The 17,963-nt window shown below is 71.0% G+C and carries 19 protein-coding genes; 18 read left to right on the forward strand and 1 reads right to left on the reverse strand.

Going from position 1 to position 17,963, the window contains the following annotated elements:
* Positions 1-66 precede the first annotated feature (66 nt).
* Positions 67-1,032 (reverse strand): zinc-binding dehydrogenase, encoded by a 966-nt coding sequence (locus ACFYW9_RS13915; protein WP_389148887.1) that lies wholly within the window; start codon positions 1,030-1,032, stop codon positions 67-69.
* Between the two features lie 396 nt (positions 1,033-1,428).
* On the opposite strand from ACFYW9_RS13915, the gene ACFYW9_RS13920 reads away from it, so the two are divergent.
* The 18 genes from ACFYW9_RS13920 to pdhA all read left to right on the forward strand — a co-directional run.
* Positions 1,429-2,475, forward strand: a complete 1,047-nt coding sequence (locus tag ACFYW9_RS13920; protein WP_389148890.1) for a 3-oxoacyl-ACP synthase III family protein — start codon at positions 1,429-1,431, stop codon at positions 2,473-2,475.
* The gene (locus tag ACFYW9_RS13925) at positions 2,476-3,264 is read left to right on the forward strand and encodes an SDR family NAD(P)-dependent oxidoreductase (protein WP_389148893.1); all 789 of its coding nucleotides are present in this window, start codon (positions 2,476-2,478) and stop codon (positions 3,262-3,264) included.
* A gap of 13 nt (positions 3,265-3,277) precedes the next feature.
* Positions 3,278-4,684: a class I adenylate-forming enzyme family protein gene (locus ACFYW9_RS13930; protein WP_389148896.1), complete on the forward strand. Its 1,407-nt coding sequence runs from the start codon at positions 3,278-3,280 to the stop codon at positions 4,682-4,684.
* A gap of 129 nt (positions 4,685-4,813) precedes the next feature.
* Positions 4,814-5,653: a hypothetical protein gene (locus ACFYW9_RS13935; protein WP_389148899.1), complete on the forward strand. Its 840-nt coding sequence runs from the start codon at positions 4,814-4,816 to the stop codon at positions 5,651-5,653.
* Positions 5,654-6,020: 367 nt separating this feature from the next.
* Positions 6,021-6,647 (forward strand): response regulator transcription factor, encoded by a 627-nt coding sequence (locus ACFYW9_RS13940; protein WP_389148902.1) that lies wholly within the window; start codon positions 6,021-6,023, stop codon positions 6,645-6,647.
* The gene (locus tag ACFYW9_RS13945) at positions 6,640-7,314 is read left to right on the forward strand and encodes a 4'-phosphopantetheinyl transferase family protein (protein WP_389148905.1); all 675 of its coding nucleotides are present in this window, start codon (positions 6,640-6,642) and stop codon (positions 7,312-7,314) included. The genes ACFYW9_RS13940 and ACFYW9_RS13945 overlap by 8 nt, the downstream gene beginning before the upstream one ends.
* A gap of 140 nt (positions 7,315-7,454) precedes the next feature.
* Positions 7,455-7,916 carry a pyridoxamine 5'-phosphate oxidase family protein gene (locus ACFYW9_RS13950; RefSeq protein WP_389148908.1) on the forward strand — a complete coding sequence of 154 codons (462 nt, stop codon included), beginning with the start codon at positions 7,455-7,457 and terminating at the stop codon, positions 7,914-7,916.
* Positions 7,917-8,056: 140 nt separating this feature from the next.
* The gene (locus ACFYW9_RS13955) at positions 8,057-9,259 is read left to right on the forward strand and encodes an MFS transporter (protein ID WP_389148911.1); all 1,203 of its coding nucleotides are present in this window, start codon (positions 8,057-8,059) and stop codon (positions 9,257-9,259) included.
* Positions 9,260-9,556: 297 nt separating this feature from the next.
* Positions 9,557-10,399 (forward strand): 2-amino-3,7-dideoxy-D-threo-hept-6-ulosonate synthase, encoded by an 843-nt coding sequence (locus ACFYW9_RS13960; protein ID WP_389148914.1) that lies wholly within the window; start codon positions 9,557-9,559, stop codon positions 10,397-10,399.
* 47 nt (positions 10,400-10,446) lie between these two features.
* On the forward strand, positions 10,447-10,719 hold the full coding sequence (locus ACFYW9_RS13965) for an acyl carrier protein (RefSeq protein ID WP_389148917.1): 273 nt from the start codon (positions 10,447-10,449) through the stop codon (positions 10,717-10,719).
* The gene (locus ACFYW9_RS13970; RefSeq protein ID WP_389148920.1) at positions 10,716-10,979 is read left to right on the forward strand and encodes an acyl carrier protein; all 264 of its coding nucleotides are present in this window, start codon (positions 10,716-10,718) and stop codon (positions 10,977-10,979) included. Before ACFYW9_RS13965 ends, ACFYW9_RS13970 begins: the two co-directional genes overlap by 4 nt.
* On the forward strand, positions 10,969-12,177 hold the full coding sequence (locus tag ACFYW9_RS13975) for a beta-ketoacyl-[acyl-carrier-protein] synthase family protein (RefSeq protein ID WP_389148923.1): 1,209 nt from the start codon (positions 10,969-10,971) through the stop codon (positions 12,175-12,177). Before ACFYW9_RS13970 ends, ACFYW9_RS13975 begins: the two co-directional genes overlap by 11 nt.
* Positions 12,174-12,935 carry a ketosynthase gene (locus ACFYW9_RS13980; RefSeq protein WP_389148926.1) on the forward strand — a complete coding sequence of 254 codons (762 nt, stop codon included), beginning with the start codon at positions 12,174-12,176 and terminating at the stop codon, positions 12,933-12,935. Before ACFYW9_RS13975 ends, ACFYW9_RS13980 begins: the two co-directional genes overlap by 4 nt.
* Positions 12,932-13,447 (forward strand): PaaI family thioesterase, encoded by a 516-nt coding sequence (locus ACFYW9_RS13985; protein ID WP_389148929.1) that lies wholly within the window; start codon positions 12,932-12,934, stop codon positions 13,445-13,447. Before ACFYW9_RS13980 ends, ACFYW9_RS13985 begins: the two co-directional genes overlap by 4 nt.
* Before the next feature lie 5 nt (positions 13,448-13,452).
* Positions 13,453-14,700: an FAD-dependent oxidoreductase gene (locus tag ACFYW9_RS13990; protein ID WP_389148932.1), complete on the forward strand. Its 1,248-nt coding sequence runs from the start codon at positions 13,453-13,455 to the stop codon at positions 14,698-14,700.
* Positions 14,701-14,705: 5 nt separating this feature from the next.
* Complete coding sequence (locus ACFYW9_RS13995) at positions 14,706-15,617, forward strand: arylamine N-acetyltransferase (RefSeq protein ID WP_389148935.1); 912 nt, start codon at positions 14,706-14,708, stop codon at positions 15,615-15,617.
* Positions 15,618-15,699: 82 nt separating this feature from the next.
* On the forward strand, positions 15,700-16,881 hold the full coding sequence (locus tag ACFYW9_RS14000) for an LLM class flavin-dependent oxidoreductase (protein ID WP_389148938.1): 1,182 nt from the start codon (positions 15,700-15,702) through the stop codon (positions 16,879-16,881).
* Positions 16,878-17,963 (forward strand): pyruvate dehydrogenase (acetyl-transferring) E1 component subunit alpha (pdhA, locus tag ACFYW9_RS14005; RefSeq protein ID WP_389148941.1); only part of this gene is annotated, 1,086 nt, incomplete at its 3' end. The genes ACFYW9_RS14000 and pdhA, both read left to right, overlap by 4 nt.

Raw genomic sequence — 17,963 nt, forward strand, 5'->3', positions numbered from 1 at the left:
CGTCCGTGCAGAGCCGTCGGGCCACGCGGCACCGTCCACCGTACGGTCAGGCACGGTTGTACGCGGTTACGGAATCGTCAGGACGATCTTGCCGAAGAGGTCGCCCCGCTCCATGCGCTCGAAGGCCCGGCGGATGTCGTGCATCGGGAACACCGAGTCGACCACGGGCCGCACGCCCTTGGCCACGCAGAAGTCGAGGAGTGCGGCGAGCTCCTTCTTGCTGCCCAGCGTCGAGCCGATGACCCTGAGCTCCCGGTAGAAGATGTGCTGGAGCTCCCCCAGCGGCGGATTGGGGCCGCTGGTGGCGCCGGAGACGACGAGCCGGCCACCGTCCTTGAGCGCGCGGACCGAGTGCGACCAGGTGGCCTCGCCCACGGTCTCCAGGACCGCGTCCACCCGCTGCGGCAGCCGGGCCCCCGCTTCGAACGCGGCCTCGGCGCCCAGCGCCACGGCTCGCTTGCGCTTGACATCGTCGCGGCTGGTGACGAAGACCCGGAAGCCGGCCGCGGAGCCGAGAACCACCGCCGCGGTGGCCACTCCGCCGCCGGCGCCCTGCACGAGGACGGTGTCGCCGGGGCTGAGATCCGCGTTGGTGAACAGCATCCGGTACGCGGTCAGCCACGCGCCCGGCAGGCAGGCCGCCTCGGCGAAGCTGAGCTCGGCGGGCTTGGGCAGCAGGTTCCATCGAGGCACGGCGATGCGCTCCGCGAACGTGCCGGGGTATCTCTCCGACAGCATCGAGCGCGGCTCGTCGGGTCCGACCCCGTGGCCGCTCTCGCCGATGACGGAGTGGATGACGACGTCGTCACCCTCCGCGTCCACCCCGGCGCCGTCGCAGCCGAGGATCAGCGGAAGGTCCTGCTCGCCGAGGCCCACGCCCCGCAGCGACCACAGATCGTGGTGGTTGAGCGTGGCGGCCCGCAACTGGACGGTCGTCCACCCGTGCGGCACCGAGGGTTCCGGAACCTCTCCCAACTCCAGCCCACTCAGGGGATGTTGAGGATCGATACGGGCGGCGTAGGCAGCGATCATGGCCCGAGGCTAATCGTTCTGGGCGACCGCCCGACTGCTCGGCGGGAGTCCCCCTTCGGCCGCGACGAAAGGGCACCGCCAACGGGCCTTACCGCAGGCCGGTGCGGACGCGAGGCTGGCACGGCAGTACGGGGCAGGGCACACACCCCGTGCCGGAATCGGACGAGTGGGATCCGGCCCGCGGGGCGAGACCCGTCCGACGGCGGGCCGGACGAATCCGGGCCCACCACCGAACCACTCGTCCGCCCCGCACTGGTTGCTGGTGGTGGCGGTCCACGAGGGCCGTCCACGGAGGTCATCCACGACGACGGCCCTCGGCGGCCGTCACCACCAGCCGCGAAGTCACCCATCCGGCTGCCGCGTCGGCGGCACCTGCCAGGAGGAGAGTCCCGACCTATGACGAAGGCTGCCAGCACGATCCCGTACGGCGTGGGCATCCGGGCCATCGGAGGTTACGTGCCGAGTCAGGTGGTGACCAACGCGGACCTCGAGGAGCGCCTGGACACCACCGACGCCTGGATCAGCGAGCACATCGGTGTCCGTACCCGGCGCTGGTCCGCGCCCGAGGAGCGCACGTCCGACCTGGGCGCCGCCGCGCTGCTCGACGCCTGCGAGCGCGCCGGGGTCTCGCCCGACTCGATCGACCTGGTCATCTGCGGCACGTTCACACCCGACCACATGCTGCCGGCGGCCGCCGTAGCCATCGCGCGCAAGCTCGGACTGACCGGCGTTCCCGGGTTCGACGTGAACAGTGGGGGCTGCCCCGGCGGCACGTTCGCCCTCGACGTGGGCGCCAAGTACCTGCTGTCGGGCCAGTACCGCAGGATCGCGGTGGTCCTCGCCGACACCACGACCAAGACCCTCGACCCGGAGGACCGCACGGTCGGCGTGATCTTCGGTGACGCCGCCGCCTGCTACCTGCTCGAACCCTGCGCTCCGGGCACCGGCATGACGCCCGCCCTGCTGCGCAGCGACCCGAGCGCGTACGAGACCGCGTTCATCAAGCGGGAGCGGCGCACCTGGTCCAAGGACGGCGGTGACAAGCTGTCCGGCTTCGGCAGCAACTTCATGCACATGCACGGCCGTTCGGTGCGCAACTTCGCGCTGGACACCATGCCGAACTTCGTTCTCGAACTGCTCGAACACCACGCGATGACGGTCGAGGACATCGACCTGATCATCTTCCATCAGGCCAACTACCACCTGATCCACCTGCTCATGGAGAAGATCGGGCTGCCGTCGGAACGCACCCTCACCAACGTCGAGCGCCTCGGCAACACCTCCGGCGCGGGGGTGCCGCTGGTGCTCCGCGAGGCCGTCGACACCGGCCGCGTACAGGCGGGAGACACCGTCGTACTGGCCTCCTTCGGAGCCGGGATGAGTCATGGCGGCACGGTCATCAAGTGGACCGGCGACGACGACTTCCTGATACCGGCGCCGTAGATGAACATCGAGGGAAAGATCGCGCTCGTCGCCGGGGGCACCTCCGGCCTCGGTCTGGCCGTGGCGGAGGAACTGCTGGCGGCCGGTGCGGACGTGGTGGTCGCCGGGCGCGACGCGGAGCGCGGGCGCAAGGCCCTGGCCGAGCTCGGCGAGGGGGCGTCCTTCGTGGCCGGCGACATCACGGATCCGGACGCCGTGGCCGCCGCGGTGGCCGCGGCGGAGCGCCGGGGCGGCCCGCACATCGTCGTCAACTGCGCCGGGGCGACCGGGGCCGGACGTGTCGTGGGCGGCGAGGGCCCGCTGCCCCTCGCGGAGTTCCGGCGTCTCGTCCAGGTGAATCTGATCGGCACCTTCGACCTGGTCCGCACCTCCGCGGCGGCGATGCTCCGCCGCCCGCGGGGCACCGACGACGCCGAGGGCGTGGGCGAGCCCGAGGAGCGCGGTGTCGTCGTCTGCACCGCCTCCATCGCCGCGTACGACGGGCAGCGGGGCCAGGCGGCCTACGCGGCGTCCAAGGCGGGTGTCGCCGGCATGACCCTGCCGCTCGCCCGCGACCTGGCCGAGCACGCGGTGCGCGTGGTGACGGTGGCGCCCGGCCTGTTCGACACCCCGATGTTCGCGGGGCTGCCCGACCGGGTGCGTGACGCGTTGGTGGGAGGCACGCCCTACCCGCGACGGCTGGGCCGCCCCGGGGAGTTCGCGGCCCTGGTCCGGCACATCGTGGAGAACCCCATGATCAACGGCGAGGTGGTCCGGCTCGACGGGGCCTCACGCCTCGCGACTAGCTGAGGAACGGACGGAAATGGCCGAGAGCACACAGTTCAGGTCCTGGCTCGAATCCCGTGTCACCGGGTCGGACGACGACGATGTCTGGGCCGTCGGGGAGACGGTGGTCACCCGGCGGCAGCTGAGGGAACGCGTGGAGTACGAGCGGGCGGCGCTCCAGGCGCGCCGCATCACCGAGGGCACCGCGGTGGCGGTGCAGATGATGCCCAGTTTCTCCATGCTGTCGACCGTGTTCGCCCTCTGGTCGCTCGGTGCCCAGGTGCAGCTGCTCGATCCCCGGCTGACCAGGACGGAGACCCACCGGCTCGTCGAACTGTGCGAGCCGCAGTTCCATGTCACGTCCGGCGAACTCGGCGGTGTCTTCAGCTCGTTCCGCGACGAGACGCCCGTCGAGGCGCTCCGGCTGAGGTCGGGGCGGCCCGCCAGGTCGGCGCATCCGCTGGTGCAGTTCAGCTCCGGGTCGACGGGCCTGCCGAAGGTGATCGGTCGCACGGACGCGTCGCTCTACGAGGAGATCGGGCGCTTCGCGCGACTGCCCGAGATGCCGCGCGCCGGTGAACGGGTGCTGCTGCTCAGCTCGATCATGCACTCCTTCGGTCTGGTCGGCGGTGTCCTGCACGGTCTCGGGGTCGGCGCGCCGCTGCACTTCAGCAGCCGGCCGCAGGCCCGGGAGCTGGTGCGCATGCTGGCCGAGCGGGAGATCGCGGCGGTCTTCGGTGTACCGCTTCATTTCAGCCTGCTCAGCCGGGTGCCCGAGGTCCCCGAACTCCCCGCGCTGCGGCTGGCGGTCAGCGGAGGCGAGCTGCTCGACGCGAAGGTGTACGACGAGTTCAAGACCGGCTACGGCATCACCGTCGGCCAGGCGTACGGCATGACGGAGACCGGAATCATCGCCACTGACCTGGGCGGCCGCTACGGACCGCCGGCCGTGGGCGAGGTGGTGCCCGGCCTGCGGACGGAGGTCCGCGAGGGCACCCTGCGCATCCGGTTGCCCGAGTGCCCCTATCTGTACGCGGACCGGGCGGACCGCTACGAGGACGGCTGGCTCGACACCAAGGACCGGTGCTCGGTCCGCGCCGGGAGCCGGACGCTGGAGATCACCGGACGCGCGGACTCACTCGTCTCGGTGGGCGGCCTCAAGGTCGATCTGACGGAGGTGGAGCAGGTCCTCAGCGAACACCCGCTGATCGAGGAGACCGTGGTGGTGTTCGGCGATTCCATCGAGGCCCATGTGGTCACGCAGGGCGCGCTGTCGCGCGGTGAACTGCTCGGCTGGTGCCGTGAGCGGCTCGCCTCGTACAAGTTGCCGCGCGCCTTTCACTACGTCGCCCGGCTGCCGCGCACCTCGAACGGCAAGGTCGTCCGCAACCGTGAGCTACTCCACACGGCGCAGGGCCGGCGGGCGAAATCCACAGCTCAGTGAGGCCGCGAGCGCCGAAGGAATCGTTACTTCCACGCAAAAGATCTTCAAATATCCCCCTGAACGCTCCAAGTCGAGTTTGCTGGTAACGATCCGCCGCTCAGACGGACGTCACACAAGGGGGGACCCGTCATGCGATCGGGAGAGGGAGACCACGACCAGGTACACGGAGGAGGCGACAGAGGGGCGCTGGAAGAGCTGGCCCAGCAGGCCGAGGCGGCGATCGTCCGGCTGCGGCAGTCCCTCACGGCACTGTCCCGGCCGAGTTCGGCGGCCGGCGACGGACAGACCCTGCCCGACGAGGAGGTACGGGGTCTCGTCGCCCAGGTGGCCGGCACCGCCTCCGGGCCGTGGCTGGAGATGCGGTCGGGGGCGGGCCTGCGGCCCGAAGTGATCAGGGACCTGCCCGCCGTGGCCGCCGAACTGTTCGAACGCGGAGTGGAGTTACACATGCTCTGTCAGCACGTGACGCGCTTCGACCCCGAACTACGGGAGGAACTGGGACTCGTGGAGGAGCAGGGCGGCCTGGTCAGGACCATGGAGACACTGCCGGGCTGGTTCCTCGTCATGAGCGACTCGCTCGCCCTGGTGCCCGCGGCCGGACGGGAGGGTGTCTCGGTGGTGACCGATCCGGCCACGGTCGGCGTCCTGCAGTCCGTCTTCACCGACTACTGGCTCAGGGCCCGCCCGTTCTCGCAGGGCGGCTGGCGCGGAGCACGCCTGGAGGACGTGTCGCAGGAGGTCAACGCCGTCATCATCCGGATGCTGTGCACGGGCGCGAAGGACGAGCTCGTCGCCAAGCGTCTCGGCATGTCCGTACGCACCCTGCGCCGCCGTATCGCCCACATGCTGGACGGGCTGGGGGCCGCGAGCCGTTTCCAGGCCGGTTTCGAGGTCGGCCGGTCGCTGGGCGACGAAGCCATCTGCGACGCGGAACAGCCTCTGGAGGACCGCTTCGGCGCATCGGCCTGATCGCCCGGTGCTCGCGGACCGCGGAACAGTTGCCGCTTATACAAATTGAGCCGGACGCGTACATCGTCTTCGCGCCAGACGCATCAGGTTGTTGTCAGTCAGGATCCTGACGTTCTCAAAAGTGGATCCAGCCGCGCCGTTCGACCAGTATGGACTTCGGAGCGTCCCGGTCCCGGCCGATGAAGTCCAGGTGTCCTACCACGAGAATCCGTGGCTCCGTGGAATAAGAGCCGCGGATTCTCGCGTGTAGCGCTCCACCGTTTCGCTCCGATTCGATGAAGTGCTACAGGGGGTTGGCATGTCGGACTTGGTGATGCTCAAGGAATCCACTGCCGTCGGTACGCATTCGGCCGGTAAAGGTGTACTCGTGGCCCTGTCCAGCGAGCTCATACGCTGGGGAATCTGCAACATGCTCCAGCGGCTCGATCCGCCGCGCCGTATCGAGCCGCACGACGACGTGACGTCCGCCTCGGACATCCTGCGCGACGGCCTGTACTCACTGGTGATCGTCGACGCGGCCGACGGCGAGGACGTCCTGCTCCGGCTGACGGAGGACGCGGAACGGCTCGGAGTGAAGGTGCTCGTCCTCCTCGACCGCGTCGACGCGGACGCGGTGGAGCGGATCGCGGCCCTGCCGGCCGACGGATTCCTCGTGCAGTCCGATCTCACGCTGGAATGCATGAGCGAGACGCTGGAGCGGCTGGACCGGGGTGACCTGCCCATCCCGGCGACCATGGTGCGCCAGCTGATGGCGCGGGCCCGCACCGGCGGCGCCCGGGCCTTCCAGGCGCAGGTGCGGCTCACCCCGCGGGAGCACGACGTCCTGCACCTGATGGGCGAGGGGCTGAGCAACAAGCAGATAGCCAGGCGGTTCGGCATATCAGTGCACGGCGTGAAGCGGCATGTCACCAACGTGCTGGCGAAGCTCAACTGCCCCAACCGCACGCAGGCCGTGTCGATCGCGCTCAAGCAGGGCCTGCTCGCCGGTGGATGACGCGTCCGACGCCCCGGTCGTCCACCTGAGCAGGCTGGACACACCGGGGCGTGCCACCGGCCCGGAACCCGACTGGGCACTCCTCAGCCCGGACGAGCGGGCCCGGGCCGGCCGGATGCCGCCGTCTTCACGGCGCGTGTGGATCCGCTCCCGCGCGCTGCTGCGGACGACGGTGGCACACCATCTGGGTTGCTCGGCCCGCGAGGTGCGGCTCGCCCGCGACCCGCTCGGCAGGCCGTTCCTGCCGGACGCGCCGCATCTGCACATCAGCCTGGCGCACACCACCGACTGCTGCGCGGTGGCGGTCAGTACGGCGGGCCCGGTGGGCGTGGACGTCGAGTGGGTCAGACCGGTGAGCCTGCCCGACGGACTGGCCCGGCGCATCCTCGGGTCCGCCGAGCTGGAGGAGTGGGACCGGGTCGCCGCGCCGGACCGTACCCGGTGGCTGCTGCGCCGCTGGACCTGGAAGGAGGCACTGCTCAAGGCCGAGGGAATCGGGCTCGCGGGCGGCCCGCGCTCCTTCGGGGTACGGCGGACGGCAGCCGGGCTGCGGGTCGACGGCGCCCGGCACCGGCCGGAGTGCTGGTGGCTGGACGAGGTCCCGGCGGGCCCGCGGCACGTCGCCGCGGTCGCCCGCGACCGGCGGGGCCACACCCCGCACCGATGACGACGGCGTGCTCTCCGCACGCCGAGATGTGATTCTCCCCGAACGCCCGGAGCGCTGTTTCGGCATGCCCGATCACAGCCAGGCCGGCGGAACAGGCAAGTCCCGCTCAATGTCCCCGCGTGACCGAAAGGAATTCTCCGATGGCGAGAGACGTGAAAGGACGGGTCGTACGACCCGTACGCGCCGTACTGATAACACGCCGCCGTGACGACGGAATTCAGGCGTCTCCCGTCTCGGGCCTGACGATAGGCGACGACTGCTTTCTGGTCACTTCCAGCCAGGTGACCGCCAAGACGCGGAATATCGAGCGCGATCCGCGGGTGGCGGTCTGCGTGGTGTCCGAGAGCTGGTACGGCCCCTGGCGGACGATCGAGGGAAGCGCGGAGATCCGGAGCCTTCCCGACGCGTTCGACGACCTCAAGGAGTTCCACCGCGTGCGGGACGGCGGTCCGCTGGGCGCGGGACCGGACTTCGACAGGAGACTCCTCGCGACCTGGGAGGCCGAGGCCAAGGTGCTCATCGCGGTGCACGCCGAGCGCGTCGTCCGCGCGCCCTCGATCGACGAGCTCGCCCTGGCCCTCGCCTCGCGGCAGATCCGCTAGTCGCGTCGGCCGTTGCGCCTGCGGCGCCCTTCCCCGGCGTCCCACCCTGCCCTCGCCATCGAACATTCGTTCGCAATATTCCGGTCTCTTTCAGGTCAATCCCGGAATCCCCGAATCCCGCCCGCCCCTTGGGAGAAGAGATGAAACGCATCGCACCACTCGCCCTCGGCATGTTCGCCATCGGACTCGACGCCTTCATCCTGTCCGGGCTGCTGCCGGGCATGGCCGACTCCTTCGACGTGTCCCTCGCCGCGGTCGCTCAAGTCGTCACGGGCTTCACCTTCGCCTTCGCGATCAGCGCGCCCCTGCTCGCCGTGGCCACGGCGAAGGTCGGACGCAAGAAGCTCGCGCTCTACGCACTCGCCATCTTCGCGGTCGCGAACGCCGCCAGCGCCCTCGCACCCTCGCTGTGGGTGATGGTGCTCGTCCGCGTCCTGGCCGGCGCCGTCGGCGGCGTCTACTCACCGGCCGCCGTGGGCACGGCCGTTCAGCTCGTGCCGCCGGCTCAGCAGGGCCGCGCGCTCGGCACCATCATGAGCGGACTCTCCGTCTCGACGATCCTCGGAGTGCCGGTGGGCGTGCTCGTCGGCACGCAGGTCGGCTGGCGCGCGGCCCTGTGGGTCGTGGTCGGCGTCATCGTCGTCGCGATCATCACCATCGCCGCGCTCGTCCCGTCCGTCGGCGCCGCGCCCACGCCCGGCCTCAAGGACCGCTTCGCCGTCCTGACCGACGGCCGCGTGCTGGGACGGATGTTCGTCATGTTCCTGTACGGCGTCGCGCAGATGGGCCTCGTCTACACCTTCCTGCCCTCGATCCTCAAGGACAGCGCCGGTGTCCCCACGAAGAGCCTGCCGGTCTACCTCCTGATCGCCGGTGTGACCTCGTTCGTCGGCAATGCCCTGGCCGGTGCCCGCCTCGACAAGGGCACCTCGCCCAAGTCCATGCTGGGCGCGGCACTCGCGGCGGTGGCGGTCATCATCGCCGTGTTCCCCTACGGCGCGTTCGACGCCGTAGCCGCCGGAGTCGTCATCCTCTTCTACGGGTTCGCCGTGGCCCACGTCCAACTGCCGCTGCAGTACCAGCTGATGCGCATCGTGCCGCAGCACACCAGCATCGTGGTCTCGCTGCTCAACTCCGCCCTGTACCTGGGTACCGCCGTCGGTGCCGCGATCGGCGGCGCCGTCCTCGCGGGCACCTCGACGACGGCGCTGACGTGGACCGGCGCCGCCGTGGTGGCCGTCGCTCTGCTCATCAGCCTCGCCATCAAGCAGGGCGAGGCCCCGCAGGCCGCGCCGGGCGCGGCACCCGCGCAAGACGCTCAGCCGCAGGGCGCCGCCTCCTGACCCACCCCCCTTCACGCGTCACCACCGGCCTCTCACGGCCGTACTCATACGGAGCACAATCCCCCGGTGCTCCCCGGGCCCGTCGCGTCGACCACGCGGCGGGCCCGGACGCATGTGCGCGTCCGAAGGCGGACGACGGGGGCGTGCGCATGCGAAGACGGCGGTGGACTGCCTGTACGGCTACCTCCAATGGCCTGTTCCGGCGCCCCGCAGGGGCTGTCCTTTCGAGGATTCTGCGCAGGCCGCGGCGCCGAAAGAATTCCCTCAGTGTTTCCGCCACTTGGGGGTAGATCGAAGATGGTTGCGTTGACCACAGGGCTGGACGTCAGGCTCTCGCGGCTCTCCCGGCATCGCGCCGGCCACTTCCTGTTCGTGCCCATGGACCACTCCGTGGCCGACGGCCCCATCACCACCGCCGCCCGGTTCAACCAGCTCGTGAGCACGGTCGTGGAGAACGGCGCCGACGCGCTCGTGGTGCACAAGGGCCGTGCCCGTGCGGTCGATCCCCTGCTGCTGCGCGACTGCGGGCTGATCGTCCACCTCAGCGCGAGCACCCCGCACGCACCCGACGGCGACGCCAAGATCCTCGTCGGCGACGTCGCGGACGCCGTCAGGGCGGGCGCCGACGCGGTGAGCGTGCACGTGAACATCGGCGCCGACACGGAAGCCGCGCAACTGGCCGACCTGGGCACCGTCGCCCGTGCCTGCCAGGAGTGGAACCTGCCCCTGCTGGCCATGGTCTACCCGCGCGGCCCCCGCATCACCGACCCGCACGTCCCCGCCCTGCTCTCGCACGTCGTCAACATCGCCGCCGACCTCGGCGCGACCATGGTGAAGACGACATGGGCGGTACCAGCCGAAGGCATGGCGGAGGTCACCGAGAGCTGCCCCATCCCGGTCCTCGTCGCCGGCGGCCCGGCCGACAGCGGCAGCCTCGGCGACTACGCGGCCGCCGCCCTGGACGCCGGCTGCCGCGGCCTCGCCGTGGGCCGCCGCGTCTTCGCGAGCGCCGACCCGGGCGCCGCCGTCCGCGAGGTCGCCGCCGTCGTGCACGGCCACCGGCCGGGCCTCGCCACCACGTCCGTACTGCCCTCGCCCGCCCCCGCGCAGCACCGGGCGAGCGCCCCGGCACGGATCTGAGCACCCCCGTCAATCGCCGACCCCACGACCCGCAAGGGAGCCGAACCATGCAGGAAGAGACCCGGGACTTCGTCCTCGCCGTCATCCGCGACGTCATCAACCTCCCCGTCCCCGAAGGCACCGACGCGGACACCCCGCTCGGCCCCGAGGGCCTCGAACTCGAATCCCTCGCCATGATCGAGCTGCTGCTGCAGCTGGAGGGCGAGTACGACGTCGAACTGCCGGAGGAGGACGTGGATCCCGAGACGGTCCGCACCCTCGGTCAGCTGGTCCAGGTGGTGGTCGACCGGCGTACGGCGGTGGCGGGAGCCGGGCATTGATCACGCGCGGTGACATAGAACGCCTTCTCGTCGACAGCGGGATCACGCCCGAACCCGGCCCCGAGGGCCCCGACGAGTTCGTCGTCGACTCACTCACTCTCGTCTGGATGCTGCACCTGCTGGAGGAACGGCACGGCATCCCGTGGGAGCCCGAGGAGGAGGAACTCGTCGGATTCACCTCGTTGACCGGCGCCCAGGCAGTGCTGGCCCGGCGCTTTCCCGGCCGGGTGGAACAGGGAGAGGTAACCCATGGCAGTTGAAGTGGCCATCACCGGCTACGGAGTCTTCACCTCGTACGGATTCGGCGCGCAGGCCCTGCGCGACGGTCTCTTCGCGGGCCACACCGGCTTCACCCCGGTCACCCGGTTCGACTCGACGCCGTACCACGCGGACCGCGCGGCGACGTACGAGGGAGACGGACCCGAGATCCCGGGCCTCCCGTTGAAGCCGGGCGTCACGCCCGGACAGGGAGAGGTCCTGCGGGCATGCGCGCTGGCGGCGCTCGCGATGGCACGGCACAACGGCGCGGACGCGCCGGTGCTGCTGGGCACCGCGGGCGACCACTCCGGCAACCGGGGCTTCTGGGAGGACATCGCCGCCGGCCGGACCCCGGCCGACCCGCGGGTACTGGACAGCCTGCCCTCCCGGCTCGCCGAGCGGCTCGGCGAGGAACTGGGCCTGGGCAGCCGGCGGCTGGCGTTCGTGAACGCCTGTGTCGCGTCGACCAACGCCATCGCGCACGGCGCCGAACTCATCGACCGGGGCGGCGCGGACGTGGTCGTGGCCGGCGGCTCGTACCTCGTCACCGAGGACGTCTTCGCCAAGTTCGACTCCGGCAAGGCACTGAGCAGGGAAGGGGTCGTACGCCCCTTCGCCAAGGGGCGCATGGGGCTGCTGCAGGGCGACGGCGTGGCCGTGCTGGTCCTGGAGTCGGTGCGGCACGCCCGGGAGCGGGGCGCCGACATCCTCGGGAAGGTGGCCGGCTGGGGCATGGCCGCCGACGCCCACCACGTCATCCAGCCGCACCCGCGCGGCGAGGGCATGGCCGCCGCGGCGGACGCGGCCATCCGCAAGGCCGGCATCACCCCCGAGCGGATCGGCTACGTCAACGCCCACGGCACCGGTACACCGCTCAACGACGTGGCCGAGACCGCCGCGCTGCACCGCATCTTCGGCGAGCACGCCCCCCGCGTCCCGGTCAGCTCCACCAAGAGCGGTACCGGCCACATGCTCGAGGCCACCGGAGCGGTCGAGGCCGTCATCACCCTGCTCGCCCTGCGCGAGGGGCTGCTGCCGCCCACGCTCGGCTATCAGGAACCCGATCCGGACTGCGACCTGGACTACGTACCGAACGTGGCCCGAACCGCCGACATCACCCACGCCCTGTCGCTCAATGCGGCCTTCGGAGGAGTGAACGCCGCGCTGGTGCTGGAGCGCGCAGGAGAGGACGCAGCATGACCGCACGTACGCACACCCCCGCCTCGGCGGACTTCGTCCGCCCCCGCGCGGTCGCCGGTGCCGCGTGTCTGGCGCCGTGGGGCGAGCGGGCCGAAGGCGTACCGGGAGGCGCCGCCGAGGAACTCCCCAAGGTCGTCGGCTTCGTACTGTCCCGGTTCAGCCCGATCGTGAGCGCGGCCGTCGTCGAGTGCCTCGGCGACCCGGCCTCCGAGGACAACCTGGTCGGGCGGGCCGGATCGCGCACCGCGATGGTGCTCGCCACCCTGTACGGGGACACCGTCACAGGTGACACGGCGACCGCGCGGATGGTCGACGGGAAGGTGCACAGCCCGCTGCTGTTCTTCCAGTCGGTGACCACATCGATCCTCGGCCATCTCACCAAGAGGTACGGCATCACCGGGCCGTTGACGTCGCTGTCCCACCTGACCGACCCGGGCGGCCAAGCCCTGCTGCTCGCCGACTCACTGCTCGAATCGGACGCCGCTGACCAGGTCCTGGTCGTGGGCGTCGAGACGGCCGCCAACGACCGGGCCGCGTCGGTGCAGCGGCGCCTGCTGGAGAGTCAGGAGCCGGTGGGCGCGCTGCCCGTCTCGGACGCCGCCGCCGTCGTACTGCTGCGCAGAGCCGGTAGGGCCGGCGAACGGCTGCCGCTGCTCGCCTCGGCCGACACGGAACCCGAGGGCGCCGCCGCCCCCGAGTACGGCTGGCTCAGCGGCCTGGTCGCCGCCGGCCGCCTGGGGACGGGTGTCGCCGCATGAGCGCGCCCGTGGAATCCGCTCCCGTGGAACGGCCCGGCGAGCAGCCCGCCGGGCATCCCGAGCGCGAGGCCGTCTTCGAGGCGCCCTTCGACATGGAGACGCTGACCCGGCCCGATCTGCTGACCACCAGTCTCGGCATCGTCGTCGAGGACTGGAACCCGCGGCGGCTCGTGGGGAGCCTCCCGCTGGACCGCAACCGCCAGTACTACGGCTTCCTGCACGGAGGGGCCAGCGCCGCCCTCGTCGAGACGCTCGGCTCGCTGGCCGCCGTTCTGGAGGCCGGTACCGGCGGCATGGTCCTGGGCCAGGAACTGTCCGTGACACACCACCGGGCCGCACGCGGCTCCGGTTCGGTCACCGGCATCTGCACCCCCCTGTTCGTGGGCACGTCGGTGGCGACCTACGAGGTCGTCGTGCGCGACAAGCGCGAGCGGCGCATCGCCACCGGACGCATCACCTGTCAGCTGCGGCGCCGTGGCGTCCGCGGTCCCGAACCCGAGAAGAAGGTGTAGAGCCCATGGCCGAAGAGTCGACCACCGCCGTCCGTACGGCGGCAGACGTCTGCGTGGTGGGGGCCGGACCGGTGGGCCTGCTCGCCGCCCTGGCCCTGGGCCGGCAGGGCTGGCAGGTCACCCTGCTGGAGCGCCGGTCCGAGCCGGCACCCGGCGGTCCCCCACCGGGCGCCCCGGCCGTGGTGAACATCGTCCAGCCCGTCACCCTGCATCTGCTCGGCCAACTCGGTCTGCTCGACCAGCTCACCGAGGGCGCCGGCATCATCCCGGGCGCCGAGATCTATTTCGGCGGTCACCTCGCCGCGCGCCACCGCTACGCCGAGCTCGACGGCAGCCCCGTACCCCACGCGCTGTCCATCCGCTCCTTCGACCTGGTGCGGCTACTGCTCGCCGAGCTCGCCGAGCTGCCGAACGTGACGGTGGTGTGGGAGGCCGACACGCAAGCGCTGACCCGCGGCCGGAACGGGGCCCGCAGCACGCTCACCGTCGCCGCCCCCGGGCAACGGCTGGTCATCGACGCGCGGTTCGTGCTCGCCGCCGACGGACGCTCCTCCACGATCCGTGAACTGGCCGGAATCCAGGCCGAGGTGGTGCCCTCCACCGGCTCGTACCTGGACGTCGTCGTACCGAGCCCGCCCGACTGGGACGGCGTGGCCCGCGCGCACTTCGGAGCACACGGCTATCTGCTGGAGACCCGCCGCGCCGAGGAAGGCCTCGTCCTGGTGTGGATCACCGACTCGGCGACCGCGGCGCGGGTGACCGAGGGGCCGGTCGAACTCCTCGTCGAAACGCTGTCGGGCGTCGTGCCCCGGCTCGCCGGCTGGATCGCCGAACACGTCAAGGACTGGGACCAGGTCCGCCGAGTACAGCACCACTTCGTACGCACCAGGACCTGGAACCTGGACAACGTCGTGCTGGTCGGCGACAGCGCGCACGGCATGCACGCCTTCGGTGGGCAGGGCCTCAACACCTCGCTCCAGGATGCCGCCTGCCTGGCCGAGATGGTCGACAGCGCGCTGCGCGGCGACACCGCCGCGGGTATCGAACGGTACGAGGCCCTGCGCCGCCCGTTCATCGAGGCCTTCCAGTCGCTCCAGGTGAGCAACACACAGAAGCCACCCGCCGCCGCGACCGCGGAGGAGGAGCGGGCCCCCGAGTTCGAGGTGCTCGCCCTCGGCCAGCCCGCGATCCGTCCCCTGATCGCCGACGCCGCGGCCTTTCTGGCCGAGGACAACGGCCAGCACAGGAGGTAGTCACCATGTTCCTGCTGGATTCCTATGCCCAGCGCATCGGCTACGCGGGCCCGTTCGCACCAACGCTGGACGTTCTGCGCGACATCTGCCGCGCGCACGCGCTCAGCGTGCCGTTCGAATCACTGGACGCCCTGGAGAGCAGGCTGGTCCTGGAGGACGACCTGCTCTACGCCAAGGTCGTCACCGACCGGCGCGGCGGCGCCTGCTTCGAGAACCACACACTCTTCCACCGGGTGTTGCGCGAGATCGGCTTCGACGTCTCCTTCCTCGGCGCGTACATGTGGCGCCCGCACCACAACGAGTACTCCAGGATCTTCGCGCACATGCTGCTCAAGGTCCGCCTGGAGGAGGCGGACTGGCTGGTGGACGTCAGCTTCTCGCACGACACGTTCATCGAGCCGGTCCCGTACGCCTACGGCGAGTTCGGGCAGCGCGGCTGGGACTTCCGGATCGCGGCCGCACCCGGCGTCGAGGGCGGCGAGGGTGTGGAGGGCGACTGCGACGTGGTCGAGCGGCGTGGGGCGGACGGCCGATGGGTGCCGCTGTACAAGTTCGGCGGTGAGCCGCGCCGGGTGGCGGAGTTCCAGGAGTGCCTGGACCATCTGTCGGGACCGGACTCCCGCTCGCAGATCATGAACACCCTGATCTGCGCGCGGACGCTGCCCGAGGGCAAGCTCACCGTCATCAACGACCTGCTGATCACCGCCCGGCCGGGCCAGGAGTCGGTGCGCAGGCTGCGCGACGCCGAGGAGGCGTCGGCCTTCCTCGACCTGATCTTCGAGGGCCACGCCCCGCTGTCCGCGCGCGCCCGGCGGATCTGGCGCGAGCGCTTCGCCCGGGACGGCGACGGCACACCCCGACCGGCCGCGGCCCCCGGGACACCGGCCGCACCGGCCGTAGCGGCCTCCGACTGGTGAACCCCCGCCTGCCACCGCCCCGTTGCCGAGCGGCGGAACAGCAGAAGCGTCCGCGTACCGAAGCACGCCCGGAAGGAACGACATGACAGCCGAACCCGCACAGCCCCTCCGGTTCGGGGCTTTCCTCTCCCCGCTGCACCCGCTCGGAGAGGATCCCACCCTCACCATGCGGCGGGACCTCGATCTGGTCGAATGGCTCGACCAGATCGGCTTCGAGGAATTCTGGATCGGTGAGCACCACTCGGCCGGCTGGGGTGTCATCCCCTCCCCGGAGCTGTTCATCGCCGCCGCGGCCGAGCGCACCCGGCACATCAGGCTGGGCACCGGCGTGATCAGCCTGCCCTACCACCACCCGTACATGGTGGCCGCGCGTGCCGTGCAACTCGACCACCAGACCCGTGGCCGCTTCATCCTGGGCGTGGGGGCCGGTTCGCTCCCCTCCGACATGCACCAGCTCGGCATCGCGCCGGCCGACACCCGGCAACGCACGGCCGAGGCCCTCGACACGGTGCTGCACCTGCTGCGCTCCGAGGAGCCGCTCACCGTGGACCGCGGCTGGTACCGGCTCAACGACGCGCTGTTGCAGCTACGGCCCTGGTCGCGGGACGGCGTGCAGGTCGCGCTGTCCAGCGCGACCTCCCCGTTCAGCATGAGGCTGGCCGGGCAGCACGGCGTCGCTCCGCTCTCCTTCGGCGCGCCCCGGCCCGGCAGCGGACCGAGCGACCTGAAGGAGCAGTGGCTCCACCTGGAGGAGTCCGCCGAGGTGCACGGTCGCACCCCGGACCGGCACGAATGGCGGGTCACCCTGCCGCTGCACATCGCTGAGACCCGTGAGGAGGCCTTCAGCCAGGTCCTCGACGGGTGGCTCCGCCACCGCAACGAATACTGGGCCGAAACCCTCGGACTGCCGGTCGCGCTCTCCCCCGCCGACGCCCGCAAGGCGCTGGAGTCGACCGTCGACAACATGGGCGCGATCATCGGGTCGGTCGACGACGCCATCGCCACGATCCGGCGGGTCCAAGACGTCACCGGAGGATTCGGCCGGCTCCTGGTCAACGTGCAGGACTGGGCGTCCCCCGAAGAGACGAAGCGCAGTTTCGAGCTCCTCGCCCGCTATGTGATTCCCCGGTTCACCGGTGCGCTGCGCGGTCTCGAAGCGTCCCAGCGGTGGACGGCCGAGCGCAGTCGGGCATTCCTCGGCGCGGCCTTCGCCGCACAGCAGAAGGCCGTCCAGGACAGCGGAACCGTGCGGACGGGCGGGTGACGGTGACCGTCGCGGACGAGTCGGAGTTCGTCCAGTTGCTCACCCCTCGGGGCGAGCGGATCGAGCACCCGCGCTTCCGGCTCGATCTCGCGCCGGAGGAGTTGCGCGGCCTGTACCGGGACATGGTCCTGAGCCGCCGCTTCGACGCGGAGGCCACCTCCCTGCAGCGCCAGGGCGAGCTGGGCCTGTGGCCCTCCTCGCTCGGCCAGGAGGCCGCCCAGATCGGTTCGGGCCGGGCCGTCCAAGAGGGCGACCACGTCTTCCCCAGTTACCGCGAGCACGGCGTCGCCTGGTGCCGCGGGGTCGACCCGACCAACCTGCTCGGCATGTTCCGGGGTGTGAACAACGGCGGCTGGGACCCGAACAGCAACAACTTCCACCTGTACACCCTCGTCATCGGCTCGCAGGCCCTGCACGCCACGGGGTACGCGATGGGTGTCGCCAAGGACGGCGCCGACTCGGCCGTGATCGCGTACTTCGGTGACGGTGCCTCCAGCCAGGGCGACGTCCTGGAAGCCTTCAACTTCGGGGCGGTCTACAACGCTCCGGTGGTGTTCTTCTGCCAGAACAACCAGTGGGCGATCTCGATGCCGACCGAGCGCCAGATGCGCGTGCCGCCGTACCAGCGCGCACAGGGCTTCGGCTTCCCGGGTGTCCGCGTGGACGGCAACGACGTGCTCGCCAGCCTCGCGGTGACCCGCTGGGCCCTGGAGCGGGCCCGCAACGGCGAGGGCCCCACCCTGGTCGAGGCGTACACCTACCGCATGGGCGCGCACACCACCTCCGACGACCCGACCAAGTACCGGGCCGACGAGGAGCGCGAGGCGTGGGAGGCGAAGGACCCGATCCTGCGCGTCACCACGCACCTCACCGCCGAGGGCTGGGCCGACCAGGCATATCTGGACTCGGTGGCGGCGGAGGGCGAACTCCTCGCACGCCGCGTCCGAGAGGCCGTACGTCTCATGCCCTCTCCCGACCCCGCCCTGCTCTTCGAGAACGTGTACGCGGACGGGCACGCGCTCGTCGACGAGGAGCGCGCCCAGTTCGCCGCCTACCAGGCGTCGTTCACGGACGCCGGGGAG

Origin of the sequence: Streptomyces sp. NPDC002698, from assembly GCF_042888945.1 — a bacterium.
Lineage (GTDB): Bacteria > Actinomycetota > Actinomycetes > Streptomycetales > Streptomycetaceae > Streptomyces.